General features: G+C 69.8%; 18 protein-coding genes and 1 pseudogene. 9 read left to right on the top strand and 10 right to left on the bottom strand.

The window, feature by feature from the left end; all coding sequences use genetic code 11:
- Positions 1–185: 185 nt before the first annotated feature.
- From AB0M11_RS20875 to AB0M11_RS20855, 5 genes are all read right to left on the bottom strand, one after another.
- A complete protein-coding gene (locus AB0M11_RS20875; RefSeq protein ID WP_365707523.1) occupies positions 186–1,337 on the bottom strand; it encodes a hypothetical protein in 1,152 nt (383 codons plus the stop codon).
- 601 nt (positions 1,338–1,938) lie between these two features.
- Positions 1,939–3,066: an ATP-binding protein gene (locus AB0M11_RS20870; protein WP_365707521.1), complete on the bottom strand. Its 1,128-nt coding sequence runs from the start codon at positions 3,064–3,066 to the stop codon at positions 1,939–1,941.
- 68 nt (positions 3,067–3,134) lie between these two features.
- Positions 3,135–5,279, bottom strand: coding sequence for a transposase (locus AB0M11_RS20865; RefSeq protein WP_365707519.1), 2,145 nt, complete (start codon positions 5,277–5,279; stop codon positions 3,135–3,137).
- Positions 5,276–5,989, bottom strand: coding sequence for a TnsA-like heteromeric transposase endonuclease subunit (locus AB0M11_RS20860; protein ID WP_365707517.1), 714 nt, complete (start codon positions 5,987–5,989; stop codon positions 5,276–5,278). The genes AB0M11_RS20865 and AB0M11_RS20860 overlap by 4 nt, the downstream gene beginning before the upstream one ends.
- A gap of 342 nt (positions 5,990–6,331) precedes the next feature.
- Positions 6,332–7,345: a TniQ family protein gene (locus AB0M11_RS20855; RefSeq protein WP_365707515.1), complete on the bottom strand. Its 1,014-nt coding sequence runs from the start codon at positions 7,343–7,345 to the stop codon at positions 6,332–6,334.
- 181 nt (positions 7,346–7,526) lie between these two features.
- Here AB0M11_RS20855 and AB0M11_RS20850 point away from each other — a divergent pair, with 181 nt between their 5' ends.
- Positions 7,527–9,821 carry a Helicase associated domain protein gene (locus AB0M11_RS20850; RefSeq protein WP_365707513.1) on the top strand — a complete coding sequence of 765 codons (2,295 nt, stop codon included), beginning with the start codon at positions 7,527–7,529 and terminating at the stop codon, positions 9,819–9,821.
- A 998-nt stretch (positions 9,822–10,819) separates the two neighbouring features.
- Here AB0M11_RS20850 and AB0M11_RS20845 read toward each other — a convergent pair.
- From AB0M11_RS20845 to AB0M11_RS20835, 3 genes are read right to left on the bottom strand one after another with little or no spacing between them, the layout of a single operon-like run.
- On the bottom strand, positions 10,820–13,564 hold the full coding sequence (locus AB0M11_RS20845) for a hypothetical protein (RefSeq protein ID WP_365707511.1): 2,745 nt from the start codon (positions 13,562–13,564) through the stop codon (positions 10,820–10,822).
- Positions 13,561–14,052, bottom strand: coding sequence for a hypothetical protein (locus tag AB0M11_RS20840; RefSeq protein WP_365707509.1), 492 nt, complete (start codon positions 14,050–14,052; stop codon positions 13,561–13,563). The genes AB0M11_RS20845 and AB0M11_RS20840 overlap by 4 nt, the downstream gene beginning before the upstream one ends.
- The gene (locus tag AB0M11_RS20835; protein WP_365707507.1) at positions 14,049–15,239 is read right to left on the bottom strand and encodes a CHAT domain-containing protein; all 1,191 of its coding nucleotides are present in this window, start codon (positions 15,237–15,239) and stop codon (positions 14,049–14,051) included. The genes AB0M11_RS20840 and AB0M11_RS20835 overlap by 4 nt, the downstream gene beginning before the upstream one ends.
- 376 nt (positions 15,240–15,615) lie before the next feature.
- On the opposite strand from AB0M11_RS20835, the gene AB0M11_RS20830 reads away from it, so the two are divergent.
- Together AB0M11_RS20830 and AB0M11_RS20825 are read left to right on the top strand one after the other, a co-directional pair.
- On the top strand, positions 15,616–17,718 hold the full coding sequence (locus AB0M11_RS20830; RefSeq protein ID WP_365707505.1) for a helix-turn-helix domain-containing protein: 2,103 nt from the start codon (positions 15,616–15,618) through the stop codon (positions 17,716–17,718).
- Between the two features lie 6 nt (positions 17,719–17,724).
- The gene (locus tag AB0M11_RS20825) at positions 17,725–18,279 is read left to right on the top strand and encodes an XRE family transcriptional regulator (protein ID WP_365707503.1); all 555 of its coding nucleotides are present in this window, start codon (positions 17,725–17,727) and stop codon (positions 18,277–18,279) included.
- Positions 18,280–18,397: 118 nt separating this feature from the next.
- Here AB0M11_RS20825 and AB0M11_RS20820 read toward each other — a convergent pair.
- Together AB0M11_RS20820 and AB0M11_RS20815 are read right to left on the bottom strand one after the other, a co-directional pair.
- Positions 18,398–18,570, bottom strand: a pseudogene (locus tag AB0M11_RS20820) (IS5/IS1182 family transposase); the annotation flags it as partial.
- Positions 18,571–18,790: 220 nt separating this feature from the next.
- Positions 18,791–19,600, bottom strand: coding sequence for a hypothetical protein (locus AB0M11_RS20815; RefSeq protein ID WP_365707501.1), 810 nt, complete (start codon positions 19,598–19,600; stop codon positions 18,791–18,793).
- A 439-nt stretch (positions 19,601–20,039) separates the two neighbouring features.
- Here AB0M11_RS20815 and AB0M11_RS20810 point away from each other — a divergent pair, with 439 nt between their 5' ends.
- The 6 genes from AB0M11_RS20810 (at position 20,040) to AB0M11_RS20785 (ending at position 25,439) form a co-directional block, all read left to right on the top strand.
- Positions 20,040–20,303 (top strand): helix-turn-helix transcriptional regulator, encoded by a 264-nt coding sequence (locus tag AB0M11_RS20810; protein WP_365707499.1) that lies wholly within the window; start codon positions 20,040–20,042, stop codon positions 20,301–20,303.
- A gap of 171 nt (positions 20,304–20,474) precedes the next feature.
- The gene (locus AB0M11_RS20805; RefSeq protein ID WP_365707498.1) at positions 20,475–21,338 is read left to right on the top strand and encodes a DUF6083 domain-containing protein; all 864 of its coding nucleotides are present in this window, start codon (positions 20,475–20,477) and stop codon (positions 21,336–21,338) included.
- Entirely contained in the window at positions 21,335–21,817 is a 483-nt protein-coding gene (locus tag AB0M11_RS20800) for a hypothetical protein (RefSeq protein WP_365707496.1), read from the top strand. The genes AB0M11_RS20805 and AB0M11_RS20800 overlap by 4 nt, the downstream gene beginning before the upstream one ends.
- Positions 21,814–23,283: a UvrD-helicase domain-containing protein gene (locus tag AB0M11_RS20795; RefSeq protein ID WP_365707494.1), complete on the top strand. Its 1,470-nt coding sequence runs from the start codon at positions 21,814–21,816 to the stop codon at positions 23,281–23,283. Before AB0M11_RS20800 ends, AB0M11_RS20795 begins: the two co-directional genes overlap by 4 nt.
- Before the next feature lie 315 nt (positions 23,284–23,598).
- Positions 23,599–23,763, top strand: a complete 165-nt coding sequence (locus AB0M11_RS20790) for a hypothetical protein (RefSeq protein ID WP_365707492.1) — start codon at positions 23,599–23,601, stop codon at positions 23,761–23,763.
- 350 nt (positions 23,764–24,113) lie between these two features.
- The gene (locus AB0M11_RS20785; RefSeq protein WP_365707490.1) at positions 24,114–25,439 is read left to right on the top strand and encodes an IS110 family transposase; all 1,326 of its coding nucleotides are present in this window, start codon (positions 24,114–24,116) and stop codon (positions 25,437–25,439) included.
- The last annotated feature ends 76 nt before the right edge of the window (positions 25,440–25,515 follow it).

The raw sequence follows: 25,515 nt of genomic DNA, 5'->3' as shown, positions 1-25,515 counted from the left end.
CGCCGGCCACTGCTCCCACAACGGCAGGTGCCCGGACAGCAGGAAGTGAGCGTCGTCCAGACGGGCCATCTGCCGCCATCCCGACTCTTCCTGCGGAGCCCGGTTGGGAAACAGCCGGGCCGCCAGCAAGACGGCGGCCCTGACCACCAGCGGCACTGTGGCACTCCGGCTGCCGGCCGTGCTGCTCATGCCGCCCCCTGCTGCAACTGAGTGCTGACCATGCGCTTGAACGACGCCACCGTGTGCACCGTGTATCCGCCCGGCTCCAGCGCCGCACGCAAGGGTTTGACCTGCTCCGACCGGTAGGACGGCACCACGATCGTCTTCGCCCGCGGGGGACGGTCGACGATGTTCTGCTCGTTGGCGACGTCCTTGACGTCGACCAGGCACCGCCTGCTCGGCAGCGTCACCCCGACGTCCCAGGAGTCCATCTCACCCCACCGCTCCACCTCCAGCCCCTTGCGCTCCAGCCACCGCATCAGCTCCACCTCGGTCAGCCCCGGGACCGTCAGATGGCGCCACACCGGCCAGTCCAGGCACAGCACACCCTCACCGCGGCAAGCCGCCAGCCCTGCGGGCCCGTTCACCACCTCCGGCGGATCGCCGGGGCGCCGCCCCGGCCGCAGCAGCGCACGGGCTTTGCGCTGGTGCGGCAGGAAGTCACAGCGCAGCAGCTCACCCGTCAGCCGCATCGGGTACGCACACACCGGGCACGGCCACCACCACACCGCACCCGCCCGCACACAGCTGCGCTCGGCCGGCAGCGGCCGGTAGACCTGCATGCGCGTGCCACCACGCCGCGTGTACTCCTCGAGGATGCTGTCTTCGGTGCCGGTGGGAACCTCCACCAGCATCAGCCGGCCGGCTACGTACTGCGCCTGGCTGCCGCCGGCCAACTGCCGGTAGACGGCGTGCTCGGTCTGTTCCGCCGTCTGCCACGACCAGGTCGGCAGCCAGTCCCGTCCGCCGTCCAGCCCGCCGGTAGCCGGGTCGAAGAGCACCTCAAGGTAGGAGCAGCCGACTTCGTAAGCCTCCTCGGTCAACTGCGCGGGCTGCTGGTCGTGTCCGTCCTCCAGAATCACGAGGTCGCCCATCTCGGCAGACAGGCCGGACCAGTCCAGAGGGACCCAGGACCGCAGCGGACGGGTGAGGCTGCCGACTAGGCCGGCAGGTGTCTCGGGTCCGGTGCCCAGAGGGAGGTGCCCCTGGATGACGCCGTGCATGCAGGAGATCTCATGCCAGGCCCGCGGCTCCTCCAGCCGCCGGGTCCAGGCCACCCCGGCGCGCAGCGCCGCACTGATCACTTTCCGCCCGAGGGCGTACTGAGCATCGCTCATCGCGAGGCCCCCCTTTCCCTGCCCCACCAAAGGTTTTGGGGCTACATGGGTTCGGAAACCACAGCGGAGACCGTACAAGGGGCCACTGACACCAGCGGGGTGACCTTCGACAAATGATCAATAGAAGCCAGGATGTGAATCAGGCGGGAATAGAGACGCGCGATATCGATCACGATTGCACGCAAAGATATGCCGAGGTGGCCGACTCGGACATGCTCCCACCGCCCCCGGCAGTTCGGGCGAGTCATCGCGCCACGGCCAACCCGCAGACTGGGCAACCCCGGTGTCCGTCGAGTGCGGGACCAACCACTGGTTGCAGTCGGGCGTCGGCCCCCTCATCACACGTGCTGCGCCGCGAACTTCGTGCGCGATAGAACACTGGCGCAACAGCGGAATCGTCTCCATCGAACGAATCCTGGTCGAGGAAACCAGCCCCGACAGTGAATTCGACACCCTCGTCCGGCAGTTCCCCACCCGGGCCGGGTGAACACCGTTGATTCGAGCTCGATAGTTCAGCCAGTCACCGAACGGACAAAGACGGCCGATAACCGAGGTGTCTCCAGTGCGGAACGCAGTCGCTCTGCCGGCTACACCCAGGCGATCAACCGCCGATGTCGATGCCCTTCAGCAGCTCCGGCGTGATGTCCTCGATGCCTTCTTCGATGGCGGTGATGGCTGCCTGGCAGATGAGCTGGGACAGCAGTTTGAGATAGCCGCCGGTGAGGCGGTGCAGGTACTTGGCCTCACGGACGAGGGCATGGGGCGAGAGCCGGTGCAGGCAGAGGGCCTCTTCGAAGCTGCGCAAGACGCTGGGCCAGGTCTCCTGGTCGCCGTCGTACAGCGGGATGGGGTCGAGCCAGGTCACCGGCAGCCGGCTGGGATCCGCCTGGGGGAGGACCTTGTGTTGCCTGCCGTCCTCGCCGGCGATGACCGGCGCCCGCAGACTCAGGCCCTGATATGCCTCGCTGAGGCCGTCCGCCTTCACGCGGGCCGCCCGTACGATCTCGCGGGCACCGGTGCCGCAGAAGACGGTCGTGATGCCGAGTTCCTCGCGCAGGTCGTCGAAGTAGTGCAGCACCGGGACGAGTTGGTCGGGGTGCACCCGCTGCATACCGTCTACGAGCAGCAGTTGGGTCCAGCGCCGCTCCAGGACGTGCCACACGGACTGGGAGAGGTCGGGCGTGCGCCTCGGCTGACGCACCTCGTCCTCGGTCAGTGGCGCCGGGGCCAGTCCGAGGAACTCGGCGATCGCCCATACCCAGTTCACGAGGCTGTCCGCATCCCGCGGGGCCATGATGTGCACCACGGGGATCCGGTCGTCGTGCGCTTCTTCGATGGTGGTCTGGAATTCCCGGCCGATGGCCCGCAGCAGGAAGGTCTTGCCGGTGCCGGGCGGCCCGTCGATCACCCGGTCCATCAATCCCTCGCGCCGGTTGCGGTTGACCAGCAGCAGCCGGTGCGTCTTCAACAGCGCCGCATCGAAGGGGGGATTGGGGACCAGCAGCAGATGCCCGTGGTAGCGCAGGCGGGCGTCGTCGGAGGTGACCGGGGTACCGAGGGGGGCAAAGTCCGCGATCTCGGGGCGCTCGATCATCTCGTGGACGTAGGCGTTCCAGCCTTGCAGGGTGAAGATCCAGCGTGGCGCCATCGGCGCGGCCCGTGCATGGTCAAGGATCTGTCGTTCCCGCTCGGCGCGTGCGGCGGTGCGGGCGGCGGCGGAGGTTGCCACGGTGTCCTCCTGGGGGACGGAAGGGAGCCCGCCGTGCCCCACGGGCGCGGTCGGTGGGCAGCTGTCTCTTACGGAGCGTCTGCGTCGCTGGGTGCCGGAGGCCGGTCGATCTCCCGGCCGGCGATGGGCAGGGCCGGGTAGGCGGTGACCGCCTCGATGTCGATGGACACACCCGCATACGGGTCCACCACCGGCTCGGGTTCTACGGCCACTTCCAGCCCCTGGAACGGGATCTTGGGGGCGGCCTTCCAAGCGCGGCCGGGGCCCTGGCGCAGTGAACGGCGCAGTGCCCGCACCGCTTTGACGATCGCCAGCTGGTCGTCCTTGCGGCCGCCGTTGTCCACGACCGCCGCGGTGCCCCGCTCCCACAGATCCTGCGTCCACCGGTCGTCGAGCAGGTCCCGGTAGATGAACTCCACCTCGATCCATTCCTGCGTGTACAGGTGGTCGAAGAGGTGGGCCACCTCGGGGTGGTAGGGGTTGTAGCGCGCTTTGAACCGGTCGTTGTGCTCGTTGATCCCGGACCGCTGCTCGATCAGCAGCCGCATCCGTCGGTCCGTACTCTGGTAGGTGCGGTTCTCGATGGTGATGCCCTTGTCGGAGATCTTCACCCAGGCCGGGATCAGCATCTCGCGTGCCTCGGCCGCGGTGATCGGCCGCGGCCGGTAGCCCGTCATGGGCATCAGCTGCGCGTACATCTCGTTCGGCGACAGAACCAGGCCCGGGGTGAACGGGCTGCGCAGCCCCTTGTGCGGTGTCTGCTGGTAGTCGAGGGCGACCCACTGCTCGGCCAGGTCCTGCAGCGTGTTGATGGGATACAGAGGGCCTTTGTCGACCCCCAGCCCTCGGTGGGCGAAGCCGGTACCGGTCCAGCCCACCACGTGCTGGCTGAACCGGCTGCCCAGAGTGCGAAAGAACCGCTCCTTGATCGGCTTGTCGGTCGGGGTGTCCTTGCGCGCGTACACGATGGTGATGTCGAGCATCTCGCACACGTACTTGAAGTGTTCACTCAGGTAGGGGCTGCCCTGGTCGATGATCACCGTGCGTGGATGGATGACCGGACGCGCCGCCACGGCACGGGCGAACCGCTCATCGGCGTCGCGCAAGTCCTGGTACGGCAGCACCGAGTTGGCGGCCAGCGCCAGGGGATCCCAGTGCGGACGCCAGGCAAGCGGGGCAAAGCACTGCGCCAGCAGCAGCACCAGGTCGTAGGCCCGAGTCGCCCGGCCGCCGATCCGCTTGCCCGGTGAACCCTCCCCGGTAACCACCGGGACAACCATCACAGCGCAATTGGAACGTGACGCCACATCGATCGCCGAGGTCAGCTCGGCCGAGATGACCTCCGCATTGTCCCCGAGCGCCCTCACCTTCAGCGGCGAGGTGTCGATCTGCACCACCTCACCCGGCCGCAGTGCATGAGAGGGCCGGTACGGAGGAGGCGGTTTACTGGCTCGCTGGGCGCGCCGCTTCGTGGGGGCGGCCAGGTACTCGGCGAGCCCGGTGTCCTCCATCCGCCGGTAGAACGTGGCCCGCTTCAGCAGCAGCCGCTGCGCCTCCTGCGGATCCTCCAACTCCGCCTTGAAGCGGTCCTGGACGACGTCCAGCACCTCCTCCCGGACAGCCTGGATGTCCACCCCTGACCCGCGGCCGTGGCCCATCACCACTTCCCGCATGATCTCGATGACCCGCGGGTCCGTGCGATGCCCGACCTCGCGCGGGCGCCGCTCGATCAGAACCAGCGGATTCTCGCCCGCGCGCTTCCACTTCAGCCGCATCGACTCCAGCGTCTTGGGGCTGATCTCAACACCTGCAACCGCCAACTCCCGTGACTTGCACGCATAACGCTCGGCCAGCGTCGTTTCTCCCGGCTCGTATCCGGGCCGGGCCCGGCTGCTGCCAGGCAACAGCCCGGTGTCGAGCTCCTTCATATGCCGATGCCACCGCCTGGCCTCCTTGCGCTGGGCCTTGGACGGCGGAGCATCCAAGGCGGGCATCGGAGTCGACGTGACGGGGGAGCCGTCACCATCCAGCACGGCGAAGCCCGGCACGGAGACCATTGCGGTGTACAGCACCTCCACCGGCGTGGACGTCTCCTCGGACAGGAGCACGACGTTCGCACCGTGAAAGGCCACCACCTGGTGGGCCACGCCCTGCCACAGCACCCGATCGCCCAGACGCACCTGCCCCGGTGTGAACGCGTCCGGCCCGCTCATGCCGCTCCATCGGCAAGCCACGCCGTCGCACGAGGCATCAGGGGCTGGTCCCAGTGGATCTCCAGACGGCGCTGCCACACCAGCCGGTACACCAGATCAAGTGCCGCGGCGTACGGCACGCCACTGGCCCGCGCGCCCTCACCGATGGGGCGCTCGCGGCGAAAGGCTTCCTTGACCGCGTCCTGCTCCGCGGCCGGCACTCGCACCGCCTGCCGATAGTCGGCGGCCCACTCCAGATTGGCCAGGCGCATCCCCTCTGGCACATGCCGCACCGACACCTGCCAGCCGGCCGCCATCGCGACTTGGCGTGCGACCTCCAGATCCTCCCGCCACTGGGGGCCGTCCTTCTCGGGCTGCACGAGCACGATCCGGCGTGCCCCGGTGACCGTGCGCACCACGAAATCCGGGCGCCAGCGCCGCTTGCCCCGCGCGCCCTGCCAGTGCAGTTCCGCCGGCTCCCCGCCGATCCAGGCGATCTCCGGATCGAAATCCAGCTCCAGCGCCACCCGACGGCGCCGCAGCGAACCGCACACCACGTGCCCACCGGTCGTGGCACACCACCAGTCGGAGAGCTTCCCGGGACGACCGTGAAAGGCCACCGGCTCGCTCGGCGGACGCCGCTCCTCCAACGCCACCCCCACCAGGCTGGCCGGTGCCGCCGACACCAGCTCACCCCGCTCATCCAGATGACACACCCGCACGTCACGCATGGCACCTCCCCGCCGATCCCAGGATGGCCGCGTCCGGCAGCGCACAGCGGGCCGGCAGCGAGACGTCCCCCTTTCGAGGGGCATGCTCTTGACAGAATCGTCACGACGGTCCGCGCCCCTTGAGCGGGGCCCCGGCGGGCGGGGTCCCCGGCGCGCGTCGGCCGCGAGGCGGAAGAGCCGACATGCGCCACGAGGCAGCAGCGCGGCGGGCAGGGCGGCAAAGCGGCGCAGCGCGCAGGATGTTCCGCACGCCGGCACTCAGCCGTGCGGGGCGGTTGGGTCGGGGCGGCGTGCGCCGAGTGGCGCAGGCAGCTTTCGTCAGCCCAGAGTCTCCTCAAGGGCTCATACGGCGGGCATGCACGAGCGCTGCTGCAGGGAGCCGGTACGGGCGGCAATCCGGTTGTGCCGCTCCGCCAGCACGGGCTGCCGCCGTCCTGCCGCAGTGGGTATGGCTGCCGCGGCAGGACGGCTGTGGCGCTCGAGCCACTGCAACAGCGCGTTCTTGCCCGCGGAAAAGTCGATGTCCCACACGTCCGCCTGATGCTGCACCAGGGCCAGCCACCGGGCCCGGTCCTGCGGCGTGCGCTGCCCGGCCTGCTCGAACCGCAGCATCAGCCAGGCCAGCCCGACCGCCTCGGGGAAGACGACCAGTGGGACAGCACGTGCCGAACGGGCCTCCAGCCCCGCCGTCCAGGCCCGCTGCACCCACACCAGCGTGTCGGGCGCATACGTCCACCACTGGTACATGACCTGGCAGGCGTCGGCGAACAACTCCTCGCCGGCCGACTTGAACCTGCGCTGCAACCGCAGCCTGTCCCGGTGCGCTGTCACGCACTCCGCCAGCGCGGCCACCGACACAGCCTCCGGATCGGTGCTGCGCGAGTCGTCCGTCCACCGCAGATGCCGGCCGCACACGCGCCAGCTGTCCGCCGACATCAGCCACACCCGCTCACCGACCTGCCGCCGGTGTCCGCACGACGGGCACCACGGCACCAGATGCCCGCCCTCCGCTTCCCATGGCCACTGCCACACCGCCGGCCCTGTGCCGGGCAGCAGCAGGTCGTCCGCCAGTGACGGCAACGCCCACTGCAGCAGCCCCACGTCCATGCCCGAGAGCACCGACAAGTAGGTGCGGCCCGCTGCGTTCACCTTCATCTCGGTGTACTGGGGGTACTTCTCCACCTGCTCCGGGTCCTGGGACGCCTCACCCTGCCCGACGCGGTCGAGGAACGAGGACAGGTTCAGACCGTTGGCCCGTCCCAGCCGCCGCACGAACGATCCGGTCGACTCCCCGCCCACCGGCCGTACCTGTACCGGCAGCGGACGGCTCGGCCCCAGCAAACCCGTCCAGTCCATGGAACCCTCCCTCCCCGGCACGACACGACACGCCCCACCAGGACACTCGTGCCGCTTCGCGCAGGCAGTCAAGACCCGATAGCTCCTTCGAGTGAACCTCCTCGGCCCCGGTCACGGACTGCCGGGAACCTCCTCACCCTCGAGGCCAGGACCGCCACGAGATTCAGGGGGAGGACCACACGTGGCAACACTGACCCTCAACGGACTCAGGACACCGCTGCGCGGTCACCAGGACATGGCCGTCGACGCCATCGTCACCCACTTCGATGAAGGCGCCACACGCGTCACCACGACCATGGCCACCGGAACCGGCAAGACCCACGTGGCCCTCCACACCGTCCAGGAGACTGCTCCCCAGGGCCGGGCACTCGTCCTGGTCCCCTCGCAGGCCCTGCTCGAACAGACCGCACAGCTCTGGCACCGGGAGGGCCGCCCCGGCCGCTACCTCGGCATCTGCTCGCCCGACGAAGCCCTCAGCCGCTCCCTTGCCAAGACACTGACCGTAGTCAACACGCCTGAGAGCATCATGGAGGCCGCCGCAGACACCGACGGCGCCCTCAACGTGTTCTGCACCTACCAGTCACTGTTCAAAGTCGTCCAGGCGCACGCCGATTACCAGCTGCCGGACTGGGACGTCGTCGTCGCCGACGAAGCCCACCACACCGCAGGCCGCGTCGACAACGCCTGGGCAGCCGTCCACGACAACGACGCGCTGCCCGCCCGCCACCGCCTCTACATGACCGCCACGTTCCGCAAGTTCGAGCGCTGGGGAGCTGGACCCGGCGTTCAAGTCGCCTCCATGGACGACCAGAGTCTGTTCGGACCGGTTGTCTACCGACTGTCCATGGCCGAAGCCATCCAGCAGGGCCTGCTTGCCGACTACCGCATCAGCGTCATCACGATCACCGACAAGGACCTTCGCCGTATCCTGCGCGGCACCAACAACTACACCGCCGAAGCACTACGGACCGCCGCCGCCCAAGTCGCCCTCCTGGTAGCCCAAAAACGCTACGACCTCAGGCGGACCCTCACCTTCCACCCCTGCATCGCGGCAGCCGAAACCTGCGCCGAAACACTGCCGCAGACGGCCGCCCGCATGCCCGGCCACGACCCGTCCCGGCTCCAGGTCAACACCGTCAACTCCAAACAGAAACCCTTCGTCCGCTACGAGAATTACGCAGCCTTCCGCACTGCTCCGCTGTCCACATCCGCAACCGACACTCAGCCGCGCCGGGCAGTCCTGACCAACTGCCGCTGCTGCGCAGAAGGCATCGACATCCCCGCCATCGACTCCCTGCTGTTCGCCCACCCCAAGACCAGCACCATCGACATCGTCCAGTCCGTCGGCCGCACCCTGCGCCAGACCCCTGGCGACGGCAAGATCTCCACCATCATCATCCCCGTCTACAGCGCACCCGGGGAGGACATCGGACAGGCCACCCGGCGCACCCGCTTCCACCTGATCTACCAAGTCCTCATCGAACTCAGCGTCTATGACGAGCATGTTTTTCACCGTGTCGAATACCTCAACTGGGAAGGCGAACCCACTCAGCCTGAACTCGCAGCCCGTCCCGAACGAGTCGACGAAATCCTCGCCGTCCTGGGCCTCGATCACGTCGATGCGCCCAACCAGATCTGGGAGTTGGGCTTCGAGCAGGCCCAGCGCTACCACGCCGAACACGGCGACCTCGACGTCGCCAGTCGGCACGTGACCGCCGACCGCTTCTACCTGGGCTGGTGGCTCGGCCAGCAGCGGTCCCTGCGCGCCAACCGCATGCTTCTGCCCGACCGCGTCAAACGCCTGACCACCCTTGGCATGACCTGGCGGCACCCGCCCCACAGCATCGAATACAAACTCGACATCGCCCGCGACTACACCGCCCAGCACGGCCACCTCGCCCCGCAGGCCGACGAGCGCCACGCAGGCATCGCCTTGGGCCGATGGATGGCCGACCGACGCCGAGAAGCCCGCAAGCGCACGCTGCCGTACTGCTACCACCGGGCCCTCAGCGACATCTACCCCTGGTGGGCCTTCGGCTGGAAAGAGGAGTGGAAACGCACCTACGCCCACGCACTCAGGGCAGCCCGACGCGGCGAACTCGCCTTCCCTGACCTAAGCCCGGACAGCGACGACCATCCCCTCACCCGCTGGATCGACGACCAGATCGAACGCTTCGGCAATCTCACCGACATCCAGCACAACCTCCTCGGCGCCCTCCCGCTCGACCACCCCCTCGCCCTCCTCTTGCGTCGGCCCCGCGGTACATCCGACTGGGCTTTCGCCAGAGGCCTGCGCGCCGCCCGCACCTTCTGGCGCTCCCACCAGCACCTGAACGTGCCCCCCACCTACGTGTGCACCGTCGACGGCCATCCCCTCGACCTGGGCCGCTGGATCAGAGAGCGGCGCCGCAACCCCGCCCAGCTCACCCGCGAACAACTCGACGCTCTGGAAGCCCTCGACATGCGGTGGACCTGACCGATCCGTCTCCGTGCCCTCTGAGGATGGCGGCGGCCCGGAACCAGACGGCGGCCTGGGGCCGCTGCTCGACAGCCTGCCCGGCATGCACACACCGCCCTCATCGGGCCCGCTTCAGGCAGTGCCTCGCGCACAGCCCGCCCCGACCCGCAGCAGAGCAGGCCGCACACCTGGGTGGCGCGGCTGTTGAGACCACTCCCGAAGCAGATGCGGAACTGGCGTCTATCCCCCCGTCCGCGGTACCTGGGTGCCCGCCGACGCGCTGGGTCCGCCCGGCGCGAGGTGCTGCTGGCCGTCCTTGGCGAGAGCAGCCCCCGCGCCAGGCCGGTGTGCGAGAACGCCCGGCGCGGGCCGAAGACCGCTCCGTTGCCTGTCTGGACCGGGGTTGCCTCACTGTCGTGCGATCTGCTGTTGTGCCCCCACCGCGCTGGCAGGATCTGGAAGAGGTACTGCTGAGCTCTGCGTGAGACGTCTCGCCACCCAGCCTTGCCCGGTGGCGGCCGAGCCAAGCGCGCGGGCGGGTGTGACCAGCTGTGTTGGTGCAGGCGGTCGTTGCTGACCGGTACCGGACGGTATTCCCGCTCTACTGTCCGCGTTCCTGTGGGGGCGCTCCTGACGGTAACTCCAGCCGTTTAAGGGCCTGTTGCTGGGCCGACCGTTCCCGTGGCTGGGCTGCGGGCGCGGGTGATCTGTCGCAGCGAAGGTTGAGCGTTCTCACTGAAGTTTGAGTGGTTCAGGCCACTCCTGCCTGTTGAGAAACAGCCCACCAATCGACGGTGATGCAACCGATCTTGCAGCTACTGCCTCCTTCGCTGGCGGGTTCTGGGCCATTCAGATGATCATCACCACAAGAGACCTCGCGTGTAGATGCCACCGGCTGGCAGGCGCCATGACCTCACCGGACGCCCAGTGGACGGGGCTCGCAGCCTGCTGCTGCACGGGGCGGGCTGGCCTCGGCCACGACGGGAGTTAGGAAGGTCAACGAACCGCAAGCGTGGCTACCGGCCGTGCATGTCCGCGGCTTGGGACCGGACCAGGGCGGCTCGTTCGGCGTCGGCCGGGTCGCCCCGTTGCGCGTGGCGCTGCTCTAACAGGTCGGCGAGGCTGGTGAGCAGTTCCCTGCGCGTCGGTCCGAGGGGGGCGATCGCGGCGGCCTCGTCGAGGGCGGCGACGGCGTGGTCGAAGTCGGCGTCGTCGTGGCCTTCGGCATGTCGGACGAGCAGTGCAAGTGCGAGGTTGTTCAGCACCGGCAGGAGATTGCGCGGGTCGCTCTGCCGGGCCAGCCGAGCGGCCTGGCGCAGCAGCTCGACAGCCTCAGCGAGGAGGGCGGGGTTTTCGCTCGTTCTGTGCTCCTCCATCACCTGGAGCGCGAGGCCGGCGAGGTAGCCGACATGGTTGGGATCCTGCGGGGCGAGGTCGACGGCGGCGCGTTGGGCGGTGATCCTCTCCGCGAGCACGGTGGGGTCCTGGGTGTGTCCGTACATCTCGTGCAGTGCGTGGGTGTACGCGTGGAACAGCGTCATGGCCTGCTCCTGCGGGATGCCGGGTGTGCGGGCCGCGGTGCGCCAGTGCTCGATGGCGCGGCGCAGGTCGTCGACGGTCCCGGCCTGCTCGTAGCGGTGGTGGACGGTCATCCCGGCGTTGAAGCGCAGCATCACGCGCAGCGGGACGGGGATGTGATCGGCTTCGGCGAAGGCCGCGGCCGCTTCGTGGTCGGCGATGGCCGCGTCGATGTCCGCCCGCTCCCGCGCGTGCAGATAGCGTCCGGCGCGGATCATGGCGAGCCGGTCCAGATGGCGCAGGTGGTCCTCGCCGCCTTCCTCGACCAGTCGGCACGCCTCGGCCGCGGCGGGGATGGCCCGGTCCAGGAGAGAGAGATCCGGCTCGCGGTGGTACTGCTCGACCAGCCTGTCCGCCGTCGCACCGAGCTCGGCGGCCCGCATCCGGTGTACGGCCCGCTCGTCGGGGTCCTCGGCAGGTACCGGGTCGGTCGGTGTGCGCAGAGCGGCGTCCGGCCGGGCCATTGGTCCGCGTCGGCGGATCGGTGTGGGTCCGACCGGGGGGTCCGGCGGTGTGGTGGCGGTGAGTGCGTGGGCGAATCCGTCGAGCTGGACCACCGGATTCGTGCGCAGGTCCGCGTAGTCGGAATCGACCTCGCGCATGCGTTCCCACAGCGCGGACAGGTGCTCCCAGGTCTCCACGATCGTCTGTGCCGCGCGTTCCTGCCCGAGCGGGTGGGTGTCGGGTTCGAGCCGGTGGGTGTCGGGTGGCCCGTGCCGAACCGCCTTGCGCAGGTCCACGGTGAACCGTTGGTAGGCCTGCGGGAGGTGGTCGGTGTGGCGGACGAAGCGTGCCGCACGCAGTCGGTCGAGCAGTTGGGTCTCCCCCGGCAGCAATTTGGCCAGTACGCCGAACTGCGGCGGTGGCGGCGGGGCGGCGGTGAGCCAGTAGTGCAGTCCGACGGCCCGATGCTCCTCCACGGCGGCCTGTGCCGCACGCTCGGGGGCGTCGGATGCCTGCGGGAGGTAGAAGGCGGGCAGCGCGAGGCAGCGGTGGTAGGCGGTGAAGGAGCCGCCCTGCACGGCGGCTCGGAGGATGTCGGTGGCCATACGCGCCAGTTGTAGCCACCGGTCCGGCCGCTCGTGGTCCTCGCTGAGGAGGAGGTTGAACAGGCTGGCGAGGCGGAGTTCTACCAGCGGATCACGGTTGCCGAGCATCGCCTGCGCGAGCGGCCACGCGGCGGCGAAGTCGGCGCGATGGGCCTCGGACGGGCCGTCGCCGAAGTACGCGATCAGCGTCTCCGCGTAGATCCGGCTGATCGGTCCGGAAGGCAACAGCCTGTCGACCTCGTGCGCCGGTGTGGTCAGGTACACGGCGTTGAGCAGGGCGAACAGCCGATGGTGACGACGCAGGTCCAGCGGTGGCCGGTCCTTCATGGCCAGCCAGACGTACTGCAGCAGCGGGTCGTCCCGCACGCGCGCCATGGTGATCGTGACGAGGTCCTGCACGATGTCCAGGGCCGGTACGTACCCGGTGTCCCGGGCTACGAGGTACGCCCGCAGCACGTCCCCGACCGTCCAGAACAGCGCGGCCAGCTCCGGCCTCAGATGCGGTTCGGTCCGTCCGCACGCGTCGCGCAGGTCCCACGCCAGATCGGCCATGTCCTCGCCGCGGCGTCGTACGATGCCGGCCGCCACCTCGCGCAGCGGGACCAGACGCTCCTGGAGTGCGGGTTGGTAGATGTCGAGCTCCGCCATCTCGACGAACTGCCTCGCCCGGCGGGTGAGCAACTCGGCGGCGTGCACCGCGTCCGCGGAGAGCAGCGCGGACGCGGTGCGGGCCGGGACCTCGTACCAGCCGGGCGCCGGCGGGAACCGCAGGAGCCGCTCGCCGCAGCTGCCCAGCCAGCCGGCCAGCGCACACAGCGACACCGCGCCAGCAGCCACCAGGTCCCTGCCGGTGCGGCGCTGCGCCTCGGCCGCCAGGTCGGCCCAGTCCGTCCCGTCGACCACCGACCCGGCCGTGCCGAGGTCCAGGAGCGCGTCGACGAACACGTCCCACTCCAGCGGCGGGCGCTCCGCGACGGCGCGCAGTGCTGCCGCCTCCGGCTGCTCCCAGAACCAGTCGAGCGTCTGCGCGGTGGAGGACCGCACGCCGTCCCGGCGCCAGCTCACGAAGGCCTGATCGAGCGAGCCGAGCACGGACAGCAGGTCGACGAGGAGGCCGCGCGCGTCGTCCGTCATTTGCCCAGCAGCGAGCGCAACTGCGCCAACGCGCTTTCGCGGACCTCGTAGAACGAGATGTCGACCTTGCCGACCTTGATGCGTTTGAGTTTCAGCACCAGCAGCAGCAACGAGCCTGCCAGCACCAGGCCAGCGTCCACGGCCATCATCTCCCGGCGCGCGCGGTACGCCGCCGCCACCTCGTCGGCCAGGGCCGGGTCGGCGCTGATCTCCCGCAGGGTCTGCACCGCCAGCCGCCGCGACTGCTCCTCGTCCCGCAGCAGTGCGGTGACCTGGTCCGTGTCGACGTCGGCGCCCGCGTCGCGGAGCACGTCGGTGAGAGCGATACCCACGCGGGCGACGGGCATCTTGGCCAGCATCGCCGCCTCGGGCTCGTCGGCGAGCTCGCCGATGACGTGCTCGGCCGCCTCGACCAGCGTGGCCACCTCGTCGTCAGCCAGTTCCTCCAGCCGGTTCCACACCTCGTCGGCCGGCCGTGCATCGGTCATAGCCAGTCCCCTCTCACTGTGAGCGCACCGCACAGATCCGGCCGCTCGTCGCCCACCCTTGCGTACAGTCGCCCCATCGCGTGCCGGGCAGCCAGCGCCTTCGGGTAACCCCACATCAGCCAGGCCACGAAGAACGCAGCCACCCAGTCGCGCGTGGCGGCGAAGTCGGCGTCCCAAAGGGCGGCGACCACGGAGGCCGCGCCCAGCCGCAGCACCGTCTCGGCGAGGCTGGCCGGCTCGTCACCCTCCAGCACCCGGCCGGAGCCCGCCGAGCACGCCAGCAGCACCACCAGTTCGCTGCGCAGCTGCGCGTTGATCTCCAGTTCGGACGCGGTCAGCAGCTCGACCGGTCCGCCCCTGGCCCCAGCGCGCGGAGGGTCGGCAAGAGGCAGATCACGGAACTGCAGTGTCTGGCCCGGTGCCAGCTCGATATCCCACCAGCCGCCGTCGTGCTGCTGGTGCAGCAGGAGTCCGGACATCCGGTGGTCGGTGCCGTCCACGATGCCGTGCGCCACCAGCATCAGCACGTCCGGCGCGGCGGCCACCGCGTCCTTGACGGCACGGCGGGTCATGCCGGGCCGCTGCCGGTCGATCAGGTCGGTCCTGGCGAACATGTCCGCCAGCATGAGCGGCAGGGCGCGGAACATCCCCTCCCGGCCGGTCAGCAGGTCGGCACCGCCGGCGGCGAACGTGCGCTTCCGCGGCGGCCTCGGCGACCACGCCACCGGGTCGTGGCGGCGCGCCGGATTCCGAGCGACGCAACGGGTGAAGAGCGACATGCTGCTCGCGTAGCTGACGCCGATGCCGCAGCCCAGCGGTACGTGGTCCGCACCGTGCACGAGGTGCAGCGGAACGTCGTGGAGCATGGCGTGCGGAACGACCACGAGCACATCGGGCGGGTCCGCCAGCACGGCATCCGGCAGCAACGAGCGGCCCCACCCGCGGCTGAAGGCGCGCAGCTGCGGCACCCGTCCTCTGGCCAGGGCCATGCCGTCGTTCAGTTCGGCACGGAGTCCGTCCAGGGCGGGCAGTACGGACGCCACCTCGGCCAGCCAGAGGTTCTCGCGCCGGCCGTCCGGAGCGAGGTACGTCCCGCCGATCCGCTCGCGGCCGACCTGGTAGACCAGTGCGGCGACGCGCAGCGGACCGCCGTCTTCGCGCTCGCTGGCCTCTCCCCCACCCGACACACCGCCATTTTGCACCGGGCAAGCTGGGCGGAGAGTCCGTTCGTCACGCGAGGTCGCTCTTCTTGAGTGAAACGAATGACGAGCTTCGTGACGGGTGGTCAGCGAGATCCTCAAAAGGCGCTAAGCCGGGGGGCGCCGTACGTCTGTCCCAGGTCCCCCCACCCTCTCCCCAGACAGCCAGCCGTAAACGATCACTCAACCTTCGGTGAGAAAACCTGGCGGTCACCAACCTTCGATGACAACGCTCAACCTTCGGTGCGAGAGATCAGCGGGCCGCCGTGCTGCCGATATCCGCCTCAGCTCCAACGCGCCTGTTGTGCGTTTCGTGTGCGATTCAATGTGTGTTCCATGTAGGATTGGGGTGGAGGTGGCTCTTGTGTCCGATGAACAGGACGGGCTCTTCGCTTCTGTCGACGCCCTGCTGGAGCAGACGGCGGCGGAAGCGCTGCCGGATCCCGCCGAACGCAAGCGGCTGCGGGAAGCCGCAGGCCTGAGTCAGGATCAGGTCGCGAAGGCGCTGGATGTGCGGCGGGAGACGGTGACCGGCTGGGAGGCGGGCCGCACCGAGCCGCGCCCTCCCAGGCGGGCCGCCTACATCCGTCTCCTTGACGGCCTCACGGCCCGCTTTCCCGCCCCCGAGTCGCCCTCCGGCTCGGCGTCGGGATCTAGCACCAGCCCAACGGTCGTCTCGCAGCCGCAAGCGCCCACATCGCCCGTCGTGTCCGCCTCAGGCCAGGCAACCCCGGTTCGCCCGCCGGTGGCGGCGCGCCGACCGACGGTCAAGAAGACGGCGGCCCCGGCCGCGGGGGACGCGCGCTTCGCCAACGGGCCGCTTGCCGTCGTCGACGGGGACGGCTCGGCGTACTGCACCGGCGGCCTGGTCCTCGACTGCCCGCTCACCGATCTCCCCACGCTGGTCGAGTGGACGCTGCGCGAGGCGCACCTGGGCGCTGCCCGACTGCACCGCTCGGGCAAGGACGCCGACCCGTTGATCGCGCTGACCGCCTCCGCCGTCCAACGCCTCAGCCTGCCGACCGTGCTGGAGGACCGGCGCGGCCTGCGCCTGCCCGACGACCACCCGGCGCTGAAACAACTCGCCGCAGCACAATGGAAGTTGACGAAGCGGGGCTTCGGCCCCTGGGCGCGGGTCTATCGCACGGCCGACGGTGCGCGCCGCCAGTGCGTGCAGTTCGCCGTCGTGCCCTGGGGCGCGCTCGACACCCGCTCCTGGGGCACGGCACACCAACTGGAGCCGGCCGAACTCGCCCGCCTGCTGGGCACCTACGCCACCCGTGTGCTCACCCCGTGCGGCTCCACCGCGGTCACCGGACTGGAACTGATGACCGCGCTGCGCCCCCCGACCCGCGCCGTGAAAGACCCGGCCAGCGGGGGGTGGGTGTCCGCCCCGATGCCCGGCTCGCTGACCGAACGGGTGGAGTGCGCTCCGCCCGAGGCCCCCGACGGGCATCCGGCCGTCGCCGCCCTGTATCCCCGCTTCCACCAGCGCACCCCCGACCAGGTGCTGGACGAAGAGGCCTACCAGTGGGCCAGACCGTTGACGGACGCGGAATGCATGAAGCCCTACGTGGTCGGCATCGACGTCAACATGGCCTTCGCCGCGGCCGCCAACCGGCTCACCGTCGGCCTGTCCGCTCCCGTCCACGTCCACCGCCCCACCTTCGACGCGAAACTGCCCGGCTCCTGGCTCGTCGACCTCTCCCACATCACCTTCGACGAGCGCCTGCCCAGCCCGTTCACCCCCCACGGCGAACGCCCCACAGGACCGGCCTGGTACGCCACCCCCACCATCGCCTACGCCGTCGAACTCGGCTACCAGGTCAGTCCCATCGAAGCCTACCTGCGCTACGAACACGGCCCCTACCTGGACGCCTGGTACACCCGGCTGCGCGACGCCTACATCGCCACCATGGCCGACCTCGGCGTCACCCCGGGCATGCCCGAGGAACAGTTCCTGGCCGCGATGGCCACCCATCAGCAGACCGACCCCGTCCTTGCCGCGGTGCTCAGCGCCGTCAAGGCCACCGTCAAGGGCGGTATCGGCAAACTGCGCGAGCGGGCCCGCAGCGGCGGATGGCGGCCGGGCGAGGCGTGGCCCGCCCTCGCCCGCCCGACCTGGCGCCCCGACATCCGCGCCGCCGTCATCGCCAGCGCCCGCGTCAACATGCACCGCAAGATGCTCAAACTCGCCCACCACGCCGGCCTGTACCCGGTCGCGATCCTCTCGGACTGCGCGGTATACGCCTCCGACGGCCCCAGCCCCCTCGACTTCCTGCCCTACCAGGACGGCAAGCCGCTGCCCGGAGGCTTCCGGATCGGCGTCTCACCCGGGATGGTCAAGCACGAGGGCACCCAGAGCGTGCTGTGGGCCGAGGGCCTGCTCGAGGAATACGGCCCGGAAGTGAACATCGCCCGGCACATCAAGACCGGCATCGTCTCCGGCCAGGACGAAGGGGAGTAGGCACCGATGGGCATCCTCGCCGAAAGCCTCGACAAGGCCGACGCCGCACACTTCACCCGCCCCCTGCCGAAGTCGGCCCAGAAGCAGATGCAATACCTGGTCAAGCAGACCAAGGGCACCCAGGCCGCAGCCGACCTGCTCGGCGTCACCCAGCGCACCGTCGAGCGCTACCTCACCGGACAGCTCAAACAGCCCCGCCGTAACCTCGCGGAACGGCTCGCCGGCGAGGTCCGTAAAAGGTGGCAGCCCCGGGTGCGCGAGAGGGCAAAAAAGCAGGCCGCCACGACCGGCGGCATCGTCATCGACACCCGGGCACGCTTCGGGTTCACCGCAGCCCCAGGCACCACCGACGACCCGCGGCTGCGGCCCATCACCCAAGGCCTGCCGCCCGCCTACGCCGCACGGCTCTTCGACGCACATGCCGCCGGAGCCGCCGAGCAACAGCTCCAGGACATCGTGGCCGAAGGACTCCAGGAGATCTACTTCAAGGACCGCGGACGGCGCGCGCACGGCCTGCTGGTGGACTTCACCGACATCGACTACCTCGACGTCGACTACTGACCAAGGTGGTGCTCCTTCCACGCGCTCCGGCTGTGACTGAGCACTTCACTTGCCGGATGAGCAATCGATTTGGCTGTTCTGAGAGGGCATTTGATCTAGGCGAATTGCCCTTTCTGTTCTAGTAGGTCCCTCGCCAGGTTGGTGTCGTCTCGTCTGTTATGCGCTTGGCGAGGTTGTCGATCGAGGCGATGTGGAGCATGGCCTCGGAGCCGGCGGGAAGGTCTCGTAATCGCGAGAAAGGCGCCTGTGCAACATAAGCCAACCCAGACTTCGCTCGACTACCCAGCGCCTTGTGGCAATGGTCGTGCTCTCGGCCATCGCGTTGGCCCTTTCCTCGTTGGCAGCTGTGGTGCAGGTCTGTGGGGGCTTCGGACCGGGCAGCGTCCCTCTTGGTCTGTGCCAGCGGCGCTGCAAGGGACGCCGCTGCCGCAAGGCGCCTTGGTGTAGGGATAGTACGGGCAGGCGGAGCCGGTTGTTCCTCTCGAACGGTGTCCTTGGCCCGAGTCCGGATTCAAGGCCGTGGGGCCCGGCAACTGCGGGGCTGGGCTGCAGGGCGGGCTCGTGCAAGGGGCTTGGGCAGTTGCCAGGACACCTCGTCGGTCTCTCGGTTGTGCTGCCAGGCCCCCAGCGTGCAGGTGGTCACCAGCCGGTCGAGAAGCTCTCCGATCTGCTGCGGTGAGTGCCCGCACAGGCGAGCGAGGACGTCCATGTCGGCGCTGTGTTCGACATCGGCGCACATGTGCGCGGCCAGTACCAGAGCGGTCAGCCGCAGGGCGGGCGGCGCGGCCGGCAGGGCCAACGGGGCGGGGTGCAGCGCCCAGTGGGCGGCGCGGCAGCGGGCACGGCGGCCGGGTACCTGGTCCAGGACTGTGGCATCGAGTAGCCGGGCCTGAACGGGCACCGACCTGACGGTCGGCGGCTCCAGCCAGCCGGCGTGGGCCAGTTCCTGCCACAGCTCCCGGTGCCCGCCCAGATGCATGCCGCGCAGCAGGCCCACCGGCAGCCGGACGCTCCCACGGCTGTCGGTGCGCAGGGCGCACTGCAGGGCGAGGAGCCGGCCGGCGGAGGAGACGAACCCGGGCAGCGCAGCGCCGAGATAGGTGAGCATCTCCCGCACCCGCACCCGCAGCCGCTCGTCGTGCTCCGCCCGGAGCCCGGCGAGCGGCTGCTGCGGCGGGCAGGCGGGGGGAAGCGGCCGGGGAGAGTTGACCAGCGTGTCCGGCACCACGGCGGTATGGCTGGTCGCCGCCGCACAGGCCGCGCAGGTGTCGGCCAGCCGCCAGGCGCGGCCGCCTCGGTCGCGTGTGAGGGCAAGCAGCACCGGCCCGGCGCACCCGCGGCGGCGCGGATGCCACGAACAACCCTGCGCCCGGCACTGGCAGCTGCGCAGATATGTCGGCAACACGTCGGCACGGGCATGGCAGGCCAGATGTGCCAGGGCGGCGGCCCGTGCGGAGGATGCATTGAGAGGGGAGGTGTGGGCGGTGCAGGAGGGGCAGACGAGCGTAGGCCCGCCCGCTTGCGGACGCAGTTCCACTGTCCAAATGCGCCGTACTTCGGCATGCGCGCCACCGAGCTTCATGGGCTGGTCGTCCTCCCGTCCGTCCGCGCCGTGGCGGGGGCTCACTGGGGCAGGCCCCCGAGACGGACGCACCGTAGTGCAGATTCCCGCACTGCGAATATCGCCCTCACTCCCACCTCCGGCGAAAGTGCAGAAACCCGCACTGACAGGGCAGGGGTCTGCACCGTCGGATGGTTGCGTGACGATCTTGCCGCCCGACCCCGACCTCACTGCACTGCGCGTCGTGCTCGCGCGCCTGCGGGGTGAACGCGGCTGGACCTTCGACGAACTCGCCGACCGCAGCGGTCTGGCCCGGCGCACCCTCATCGACCTCGAGCACGGCCGTACCACCGGCAGTGTTACCACCTGGCACGCCCTGGCCCACGCCTTCGATGTGCCCATCGAGTACTTCCTGGGCACCTTGTGCGACGACCACACTCCGCCCGGCACGGCCAGTTCCTGAGCCCTGCCCCCGTCCCGGCGTGCACCACGTCACGAATCACCCGATCGGGCAATCAAGCATAGAACAGTCATCCGCGATAACGCTCACATGTGCGAGCTCGTTGGGCTGGCCGTGGGACATACCTCCGGACACGTTGCTCACGCCTGCGCGTCGCCTGGCACGGTCCCTGCCATGTGCCCCTCTCCCGCCCCTGTCGGCCGCCACTGGGACGGCAGCCCCCGCGTCACCCGACACCCCCGCCCGCTGCGGGTGACGGCCACCAGCCCCAGCCGCCTGCTGCGCGCCGGCCAACAAAGCCGCTGCCGCCACTGCGGCAACCGCATTGACCTGTACCCGCGCACTGACCAGCGCCCCATTGCCCTGCACCCCGCCGAACTGACCGCCGCCCAGGTCCCCGATTCGTGCCGCTGGCACCTGAGCGGCGGCATCGCCCACCCGTACGGCGACGGCAGCGCCTGGTGCCGCATCCCGCACGCGGTGCTCTGCCCGCGCCGCACCCCCACCTGCCGGCCCAGCCCCTACCTCGAGGCGGCCCGCCGCCAACTCGCCGTCCGTACCCGCCGCCTGATCGACGCCGACGCCTTCACCCCCGCCCCGCCTCCCAGCGGCAGCACACCGGCCATCGGCGCCGGCGAACCCGACCGCCCCGTCGTGCACATGCTGCTGTGCCGCTACCTTGCCGAGCTCCCCGTCGGGAGCCTGCGCTGCGTGGCCCGGACCCGCCACCGCCACCGCTGCACGAATCTGGTCCTTGCCCCCACCGGCCCGGCCGGGGCCTGGAGACTGCCGCCCACCGGTCCCCAGCGAGGCCAACTCGCCCTGCCCGACGCCCTGATGGCCGTCTACGACTTGGGTCGCCTCCCCTACGGCGAGCAACTGCGCTGGCGTACCCAGCACTGCCCCGCACATGCTGCCGCCCCCGGCGTCGCCGACCTCGCCCTGTCCGGATGGCAGCCCTTCGATCCTTTCCTGCACGCGGCGCACATCCACCCCTGCCTGCCCCACCCTCCGGCCCGCCGGCACGGCAGGGGATGACGATGCCGCATCACGCCCTGGAAATCGTGCTCACCCGGGCCTTGTCCCCGGGGGCCCTGCACCGTGCCGCCCGTGTGCTGCCGCTCGCCGCCAACCACGACGCCACCCGGCTGATGGCCCTCGTACCCGCCAAGACCCCCCACCGGGCCGCCCGCCGACTGCGCCACCAGCTCGGCGCACGGCTGCCGATCGACGTGATCACCACGCACTACCCGGACGCAGACCACAAGGTGCTGCTCAATGTCGCCTTCCCGCCGACTACGCACGCCGTCCTCAAGGCCGCCGCCCGTCGTGCGCAGCAGACCCCGGAGCGCTTCGTGGAACTGGCCCTGCACCGGGCCCTGGCCGAGCACGCCGACCAGGAGACCGACCGCCTCGACCGGGCGGTACGCCAACTACTGGCCCACACCACCCCCGCCCATCTGCTGTCCGCCGTCGGACACGCGCTCACCCGGCTCCCCGAAAGGCCCACACCATGAAACCGACCGACGAACAGGCAGCAGCCGCCGACGCCTTCCAAGCCGGAAAACACCTCGCCCTGCAGGCAGGCGCCGGCACCGGGAAGACCACCACCCTCGCCCTCCTCGCCCGCGCCACCTCCCGCCGCGGCCGCTACCTCGCCTTCAACCGGGCCATCGCCCAGGACGCCGGCGCACGTTTCCCGGCAACCGTGCAGTGCAAGACCGCCCACGCCCTCGCCTACGCCGCCGTCGGCCACCGCTACACCCGCCGCCTGAACGCCCCCCGCCGCCCCGCCTGGCAGACCGGACAGGCCCTCGGCATCACCAAGCCGATCCGCATCGGCGAACGCGATCTTTCACAAAAGGCCCTCTCCAACGCCACGCTGCGCACCGTGGCCGGCTTCTGCCATACCGCCGACGAGACGATCACCCGCCACCACGTCCCCCGTCTGCGCGGCCTGGATGACGAGGACCTGCACACCCAACTCGCCGCCCACATCGTGCCGCTCGCCGAGAAGGCCTGGGCCGATCTGCAACACCCCGACGACGGGGCCGTGCGCTTCGACCACGACCACTACCTGAAGATCTGGGCCCTCAGCCGGCCGAAGATCGACGCCGACTTCCTGCTCTTGGACGAGGCCCAGGACACCAACCCCGTTGTCGAGCAGATCTTCCTCGACCAGCGCGGCCACGCCCAACTGGTCATGGTCGGCGACTCCGCCCAGGCCATCTACCACTGGCGCGGCGCCAGAGACGTCATGACCGGCTTCGACGGCACCCAGCTCGTCCTGTCGCAGTCCTTCCGCTTCGGCCCCCACCTGGCCCAGGAGGCCAACCGCTGGCTGGCCATCGCACAGGCCCCGATCCGGCTCACCGGCACCCCCGCGGTGCCCACCGAACTGGGTGTGCTCACCCGGACCGACGCCGTGCTGTGCCGCACCAACGTCGGCGCCATGACCCACGTCATGGACCTGCTGGCCGCGGGACACCGCGTGGGGCTGGCCGGGGGAGGGGACAGCCTGCGCGCCTTGGCCCTGGCAGCCCGCGACCTCAAGGAGGGACGCCGCACTTCCCACCCCGAACTGGTGCTGTTCCCCTCCTGGGGCGAACTGCAGGACTACGCCACCCACGATCTGGCCGGACGCGATCTGCAGCCGCTGGTCGACCTCGTCGACACCCACGGCACCGATGCCATCCTGGCCGCCCTCGCCCACCTCACACCGGAGCAACAGGCCGAGGTGACCGTGTCAACGGCCCACAAGGCCAAAGGCCGTGAATGGCCCTGCGTGAAGATCGCCAACGACTTCACCCCTCCGAAGGACACCGACAAGCACGACGACACCGGCCGCCCTGTACCCGGACCGATCAGCGACACCGAAGCACGTCTCGCCTACGTCGCCGTCACCCGCACCCGCCAGCGCCTCGACCTCGGCGGCCTCTCCTGGATCCACGAGCACCCCGACGGAAACCCGCCGACACGCTGACCGTCCGGCGGCAGATCACAGGGTGATACGAGCAGGGCTGGGTCTGTACGGTGTGTGGCTCTGTCTCACATCCGGTGGTAGCACAGCGTGAGTCCGGCTGCATCAGGTAATCGGCGCACGTCAGGCCGCAGCTGGGTGCACAGAACGCCCTCGGTAACCCTGGCCGGAGTGTTGCCTTGGCCGTTCGAGAGGGTGCCTGCTGAGCTGCGAAATCGGCTGTGTCGTGCGCTTCTCGATGCCATAACCCTCTGTCACCACCGGATGTGAGACAGAGCCCGGTGTGTGGTGTAACTCCCGAGCTGGAAGCGACAGTTGATGACTGACGTGACGAGTGAAACCGAGGCCGGGAAGGTCGCTGCGAGCGGGACAGGTGCCGTGGATGACGGGCTGGTCGCCGAGTTGGTTGCCCGGGCTCAGGCCGGTGGCGTGAAGCTCACCGGGGAGGGCGGCCTCCTGCAGCAGCTGACAGTGATGATGTAGCCCGCGGGACCGCTTGGAGGTCTGACCCGGCAGCTGACCGGCACTTGGGTTGTCCTTGCTTGGAATTGTCGATCTCTCAAGCGGTGCCGCTGCGCGCGGCCGGTCGGGCATCCGTGATTTCATAGGAGTCGACCGTTCACCTGCGGTGACGCCCCGCGGGCGTGAAAATCGGTACAGGGGCTGTCCGCCGACGCCGCTTGATGTTTGGGCTGTGAGCCCGCATAGGAGTCTGGTGAGGGAGCCGCCCGAGGGGCCGCACACTGTCGCCTTGAGCACGCCGATCAGCTTCTCCGACTCCCTCAGGCTCCCCGGGCAGCCCCTGCCCGAACCAGTACAACAGGGGGCATGTCATGGAGGAGTTGAGAGAAGACCACGACGACGGGACGGTCGCGCGGGTCGCGGCGATCGACATCGCCAAGGCAGCCGGGATGGTCTGCCTGCGTGTCCCGCACGACACCATCGAGGGCCGGCGGATCCAGCAGGTCTGGAACGTCGCCTCGACCACCAACGCGATCCTGGAACTCGGTGACCGGCTGGTCTGCCAGGGCGTCGAGCGGGTCGTCATGGAAGCGACGGGTTCGTACTGGCGTCCGTTCTTCTACCTGCTGGAGGCCCGCGGACTGGACTGCTGGCTCGTCAACGCGCGCGATGTGAAGAACGTCCCCGGGCGCCCGAAGACCGACAAGCTGGATGCGGTCTGGCTGGCCAAGCTCGCCGAACGCGGCATGGTCCGGGCCTCGTTCGTCCCGCCGAAGGCCGTCCGGCAGTTGCGGGATTTCACCCGGACCCGCACCGTGTTCGTCCAGGAACGCACTTGCCACAAGCACCGGGTGGACAAGGCCCTGCAGGACGCGCAGGTCAAACTGTCCGACGTCGTCTCGGATCTCTTCGGCGTGTCGGGCCGGGCCATGCTCAATGCTCTGGTCGCCGGCGAACGCACCCCCCGCGCCCTCGCCGACCTGGCCAAGGGCAGCCTGGCCAGGAAGAAGGCCGCCCTCATCGAGGCCCTGACCGGGCAGTTCGAGGACCACCACGCCCGGCTTCTCAGGGTGCTGCTGGGCACCGTCGACCATCTCACCGCCCAGATCCAGGAACTCGACCGGCTCATCGCCCACACGCTGGAAGAGATCACCACCCCGCACGACGGCCCAGCAGCCGACCCGTGCACCGGTGGCGCAAGCGCCCGCACCCTGGCCGAGAAGCTGGACGTCGTCCCCGGGATCGGGCCGACCACCGCGCAGATCATCCTCGCCGAGATCGGCGCGGACATGACCCGCTTCCCCACCCCCGAACACCTCGTCTCGTGGGCCAAGTTGTGCCCCCGCACGATCCAGTCCGGCGCGAAGAACACCGCCGGCCCAGCCGGGCAGGGCAATCCCTGGCTCAAGGGCGCCCTCGGCGAGGCTGCCAATGCCGCTGCCCGCACCGACACCTTCCTCGGCGCCCGCTACCGGCGCATCGTCAAACGCCGCGGCCATGCCAAAGCCCTGGTCGCCGTCGCCCGCTCGATGCTCGTCATCACCTGGCACCTGATCAACGACCCGGACGCCTCCTACCAGGAACTCGGCGCCGACTGGCACCAACGCCACCTCAACCCAGCCCGCAAAACCCGCGACCTCGTCCGCCAGCTCCAGGCCCTCGGCCACCAGGTCACCCTCGAAACCGTATCCGCCTGACCGACCCCACCCCGACATCCGAGCCGCAAGCGGCCCGGATGCTGCCGCCTGCCCTCCCGGACATCGATTTTCCGAT

Origin of the sequence: Streptomyces sp. NPDC051987 (assembly GCF_040680735.1) — a bacterium.
Taxonomy (GTDB): Bacteria; Actinomycetota; Actinomycetes; order Streptomycetales; family Streptomycetaceae; genus Streptomyces.
This window is presented reverse-complemented; position numbering and strand designations above follow the sequence as displayed.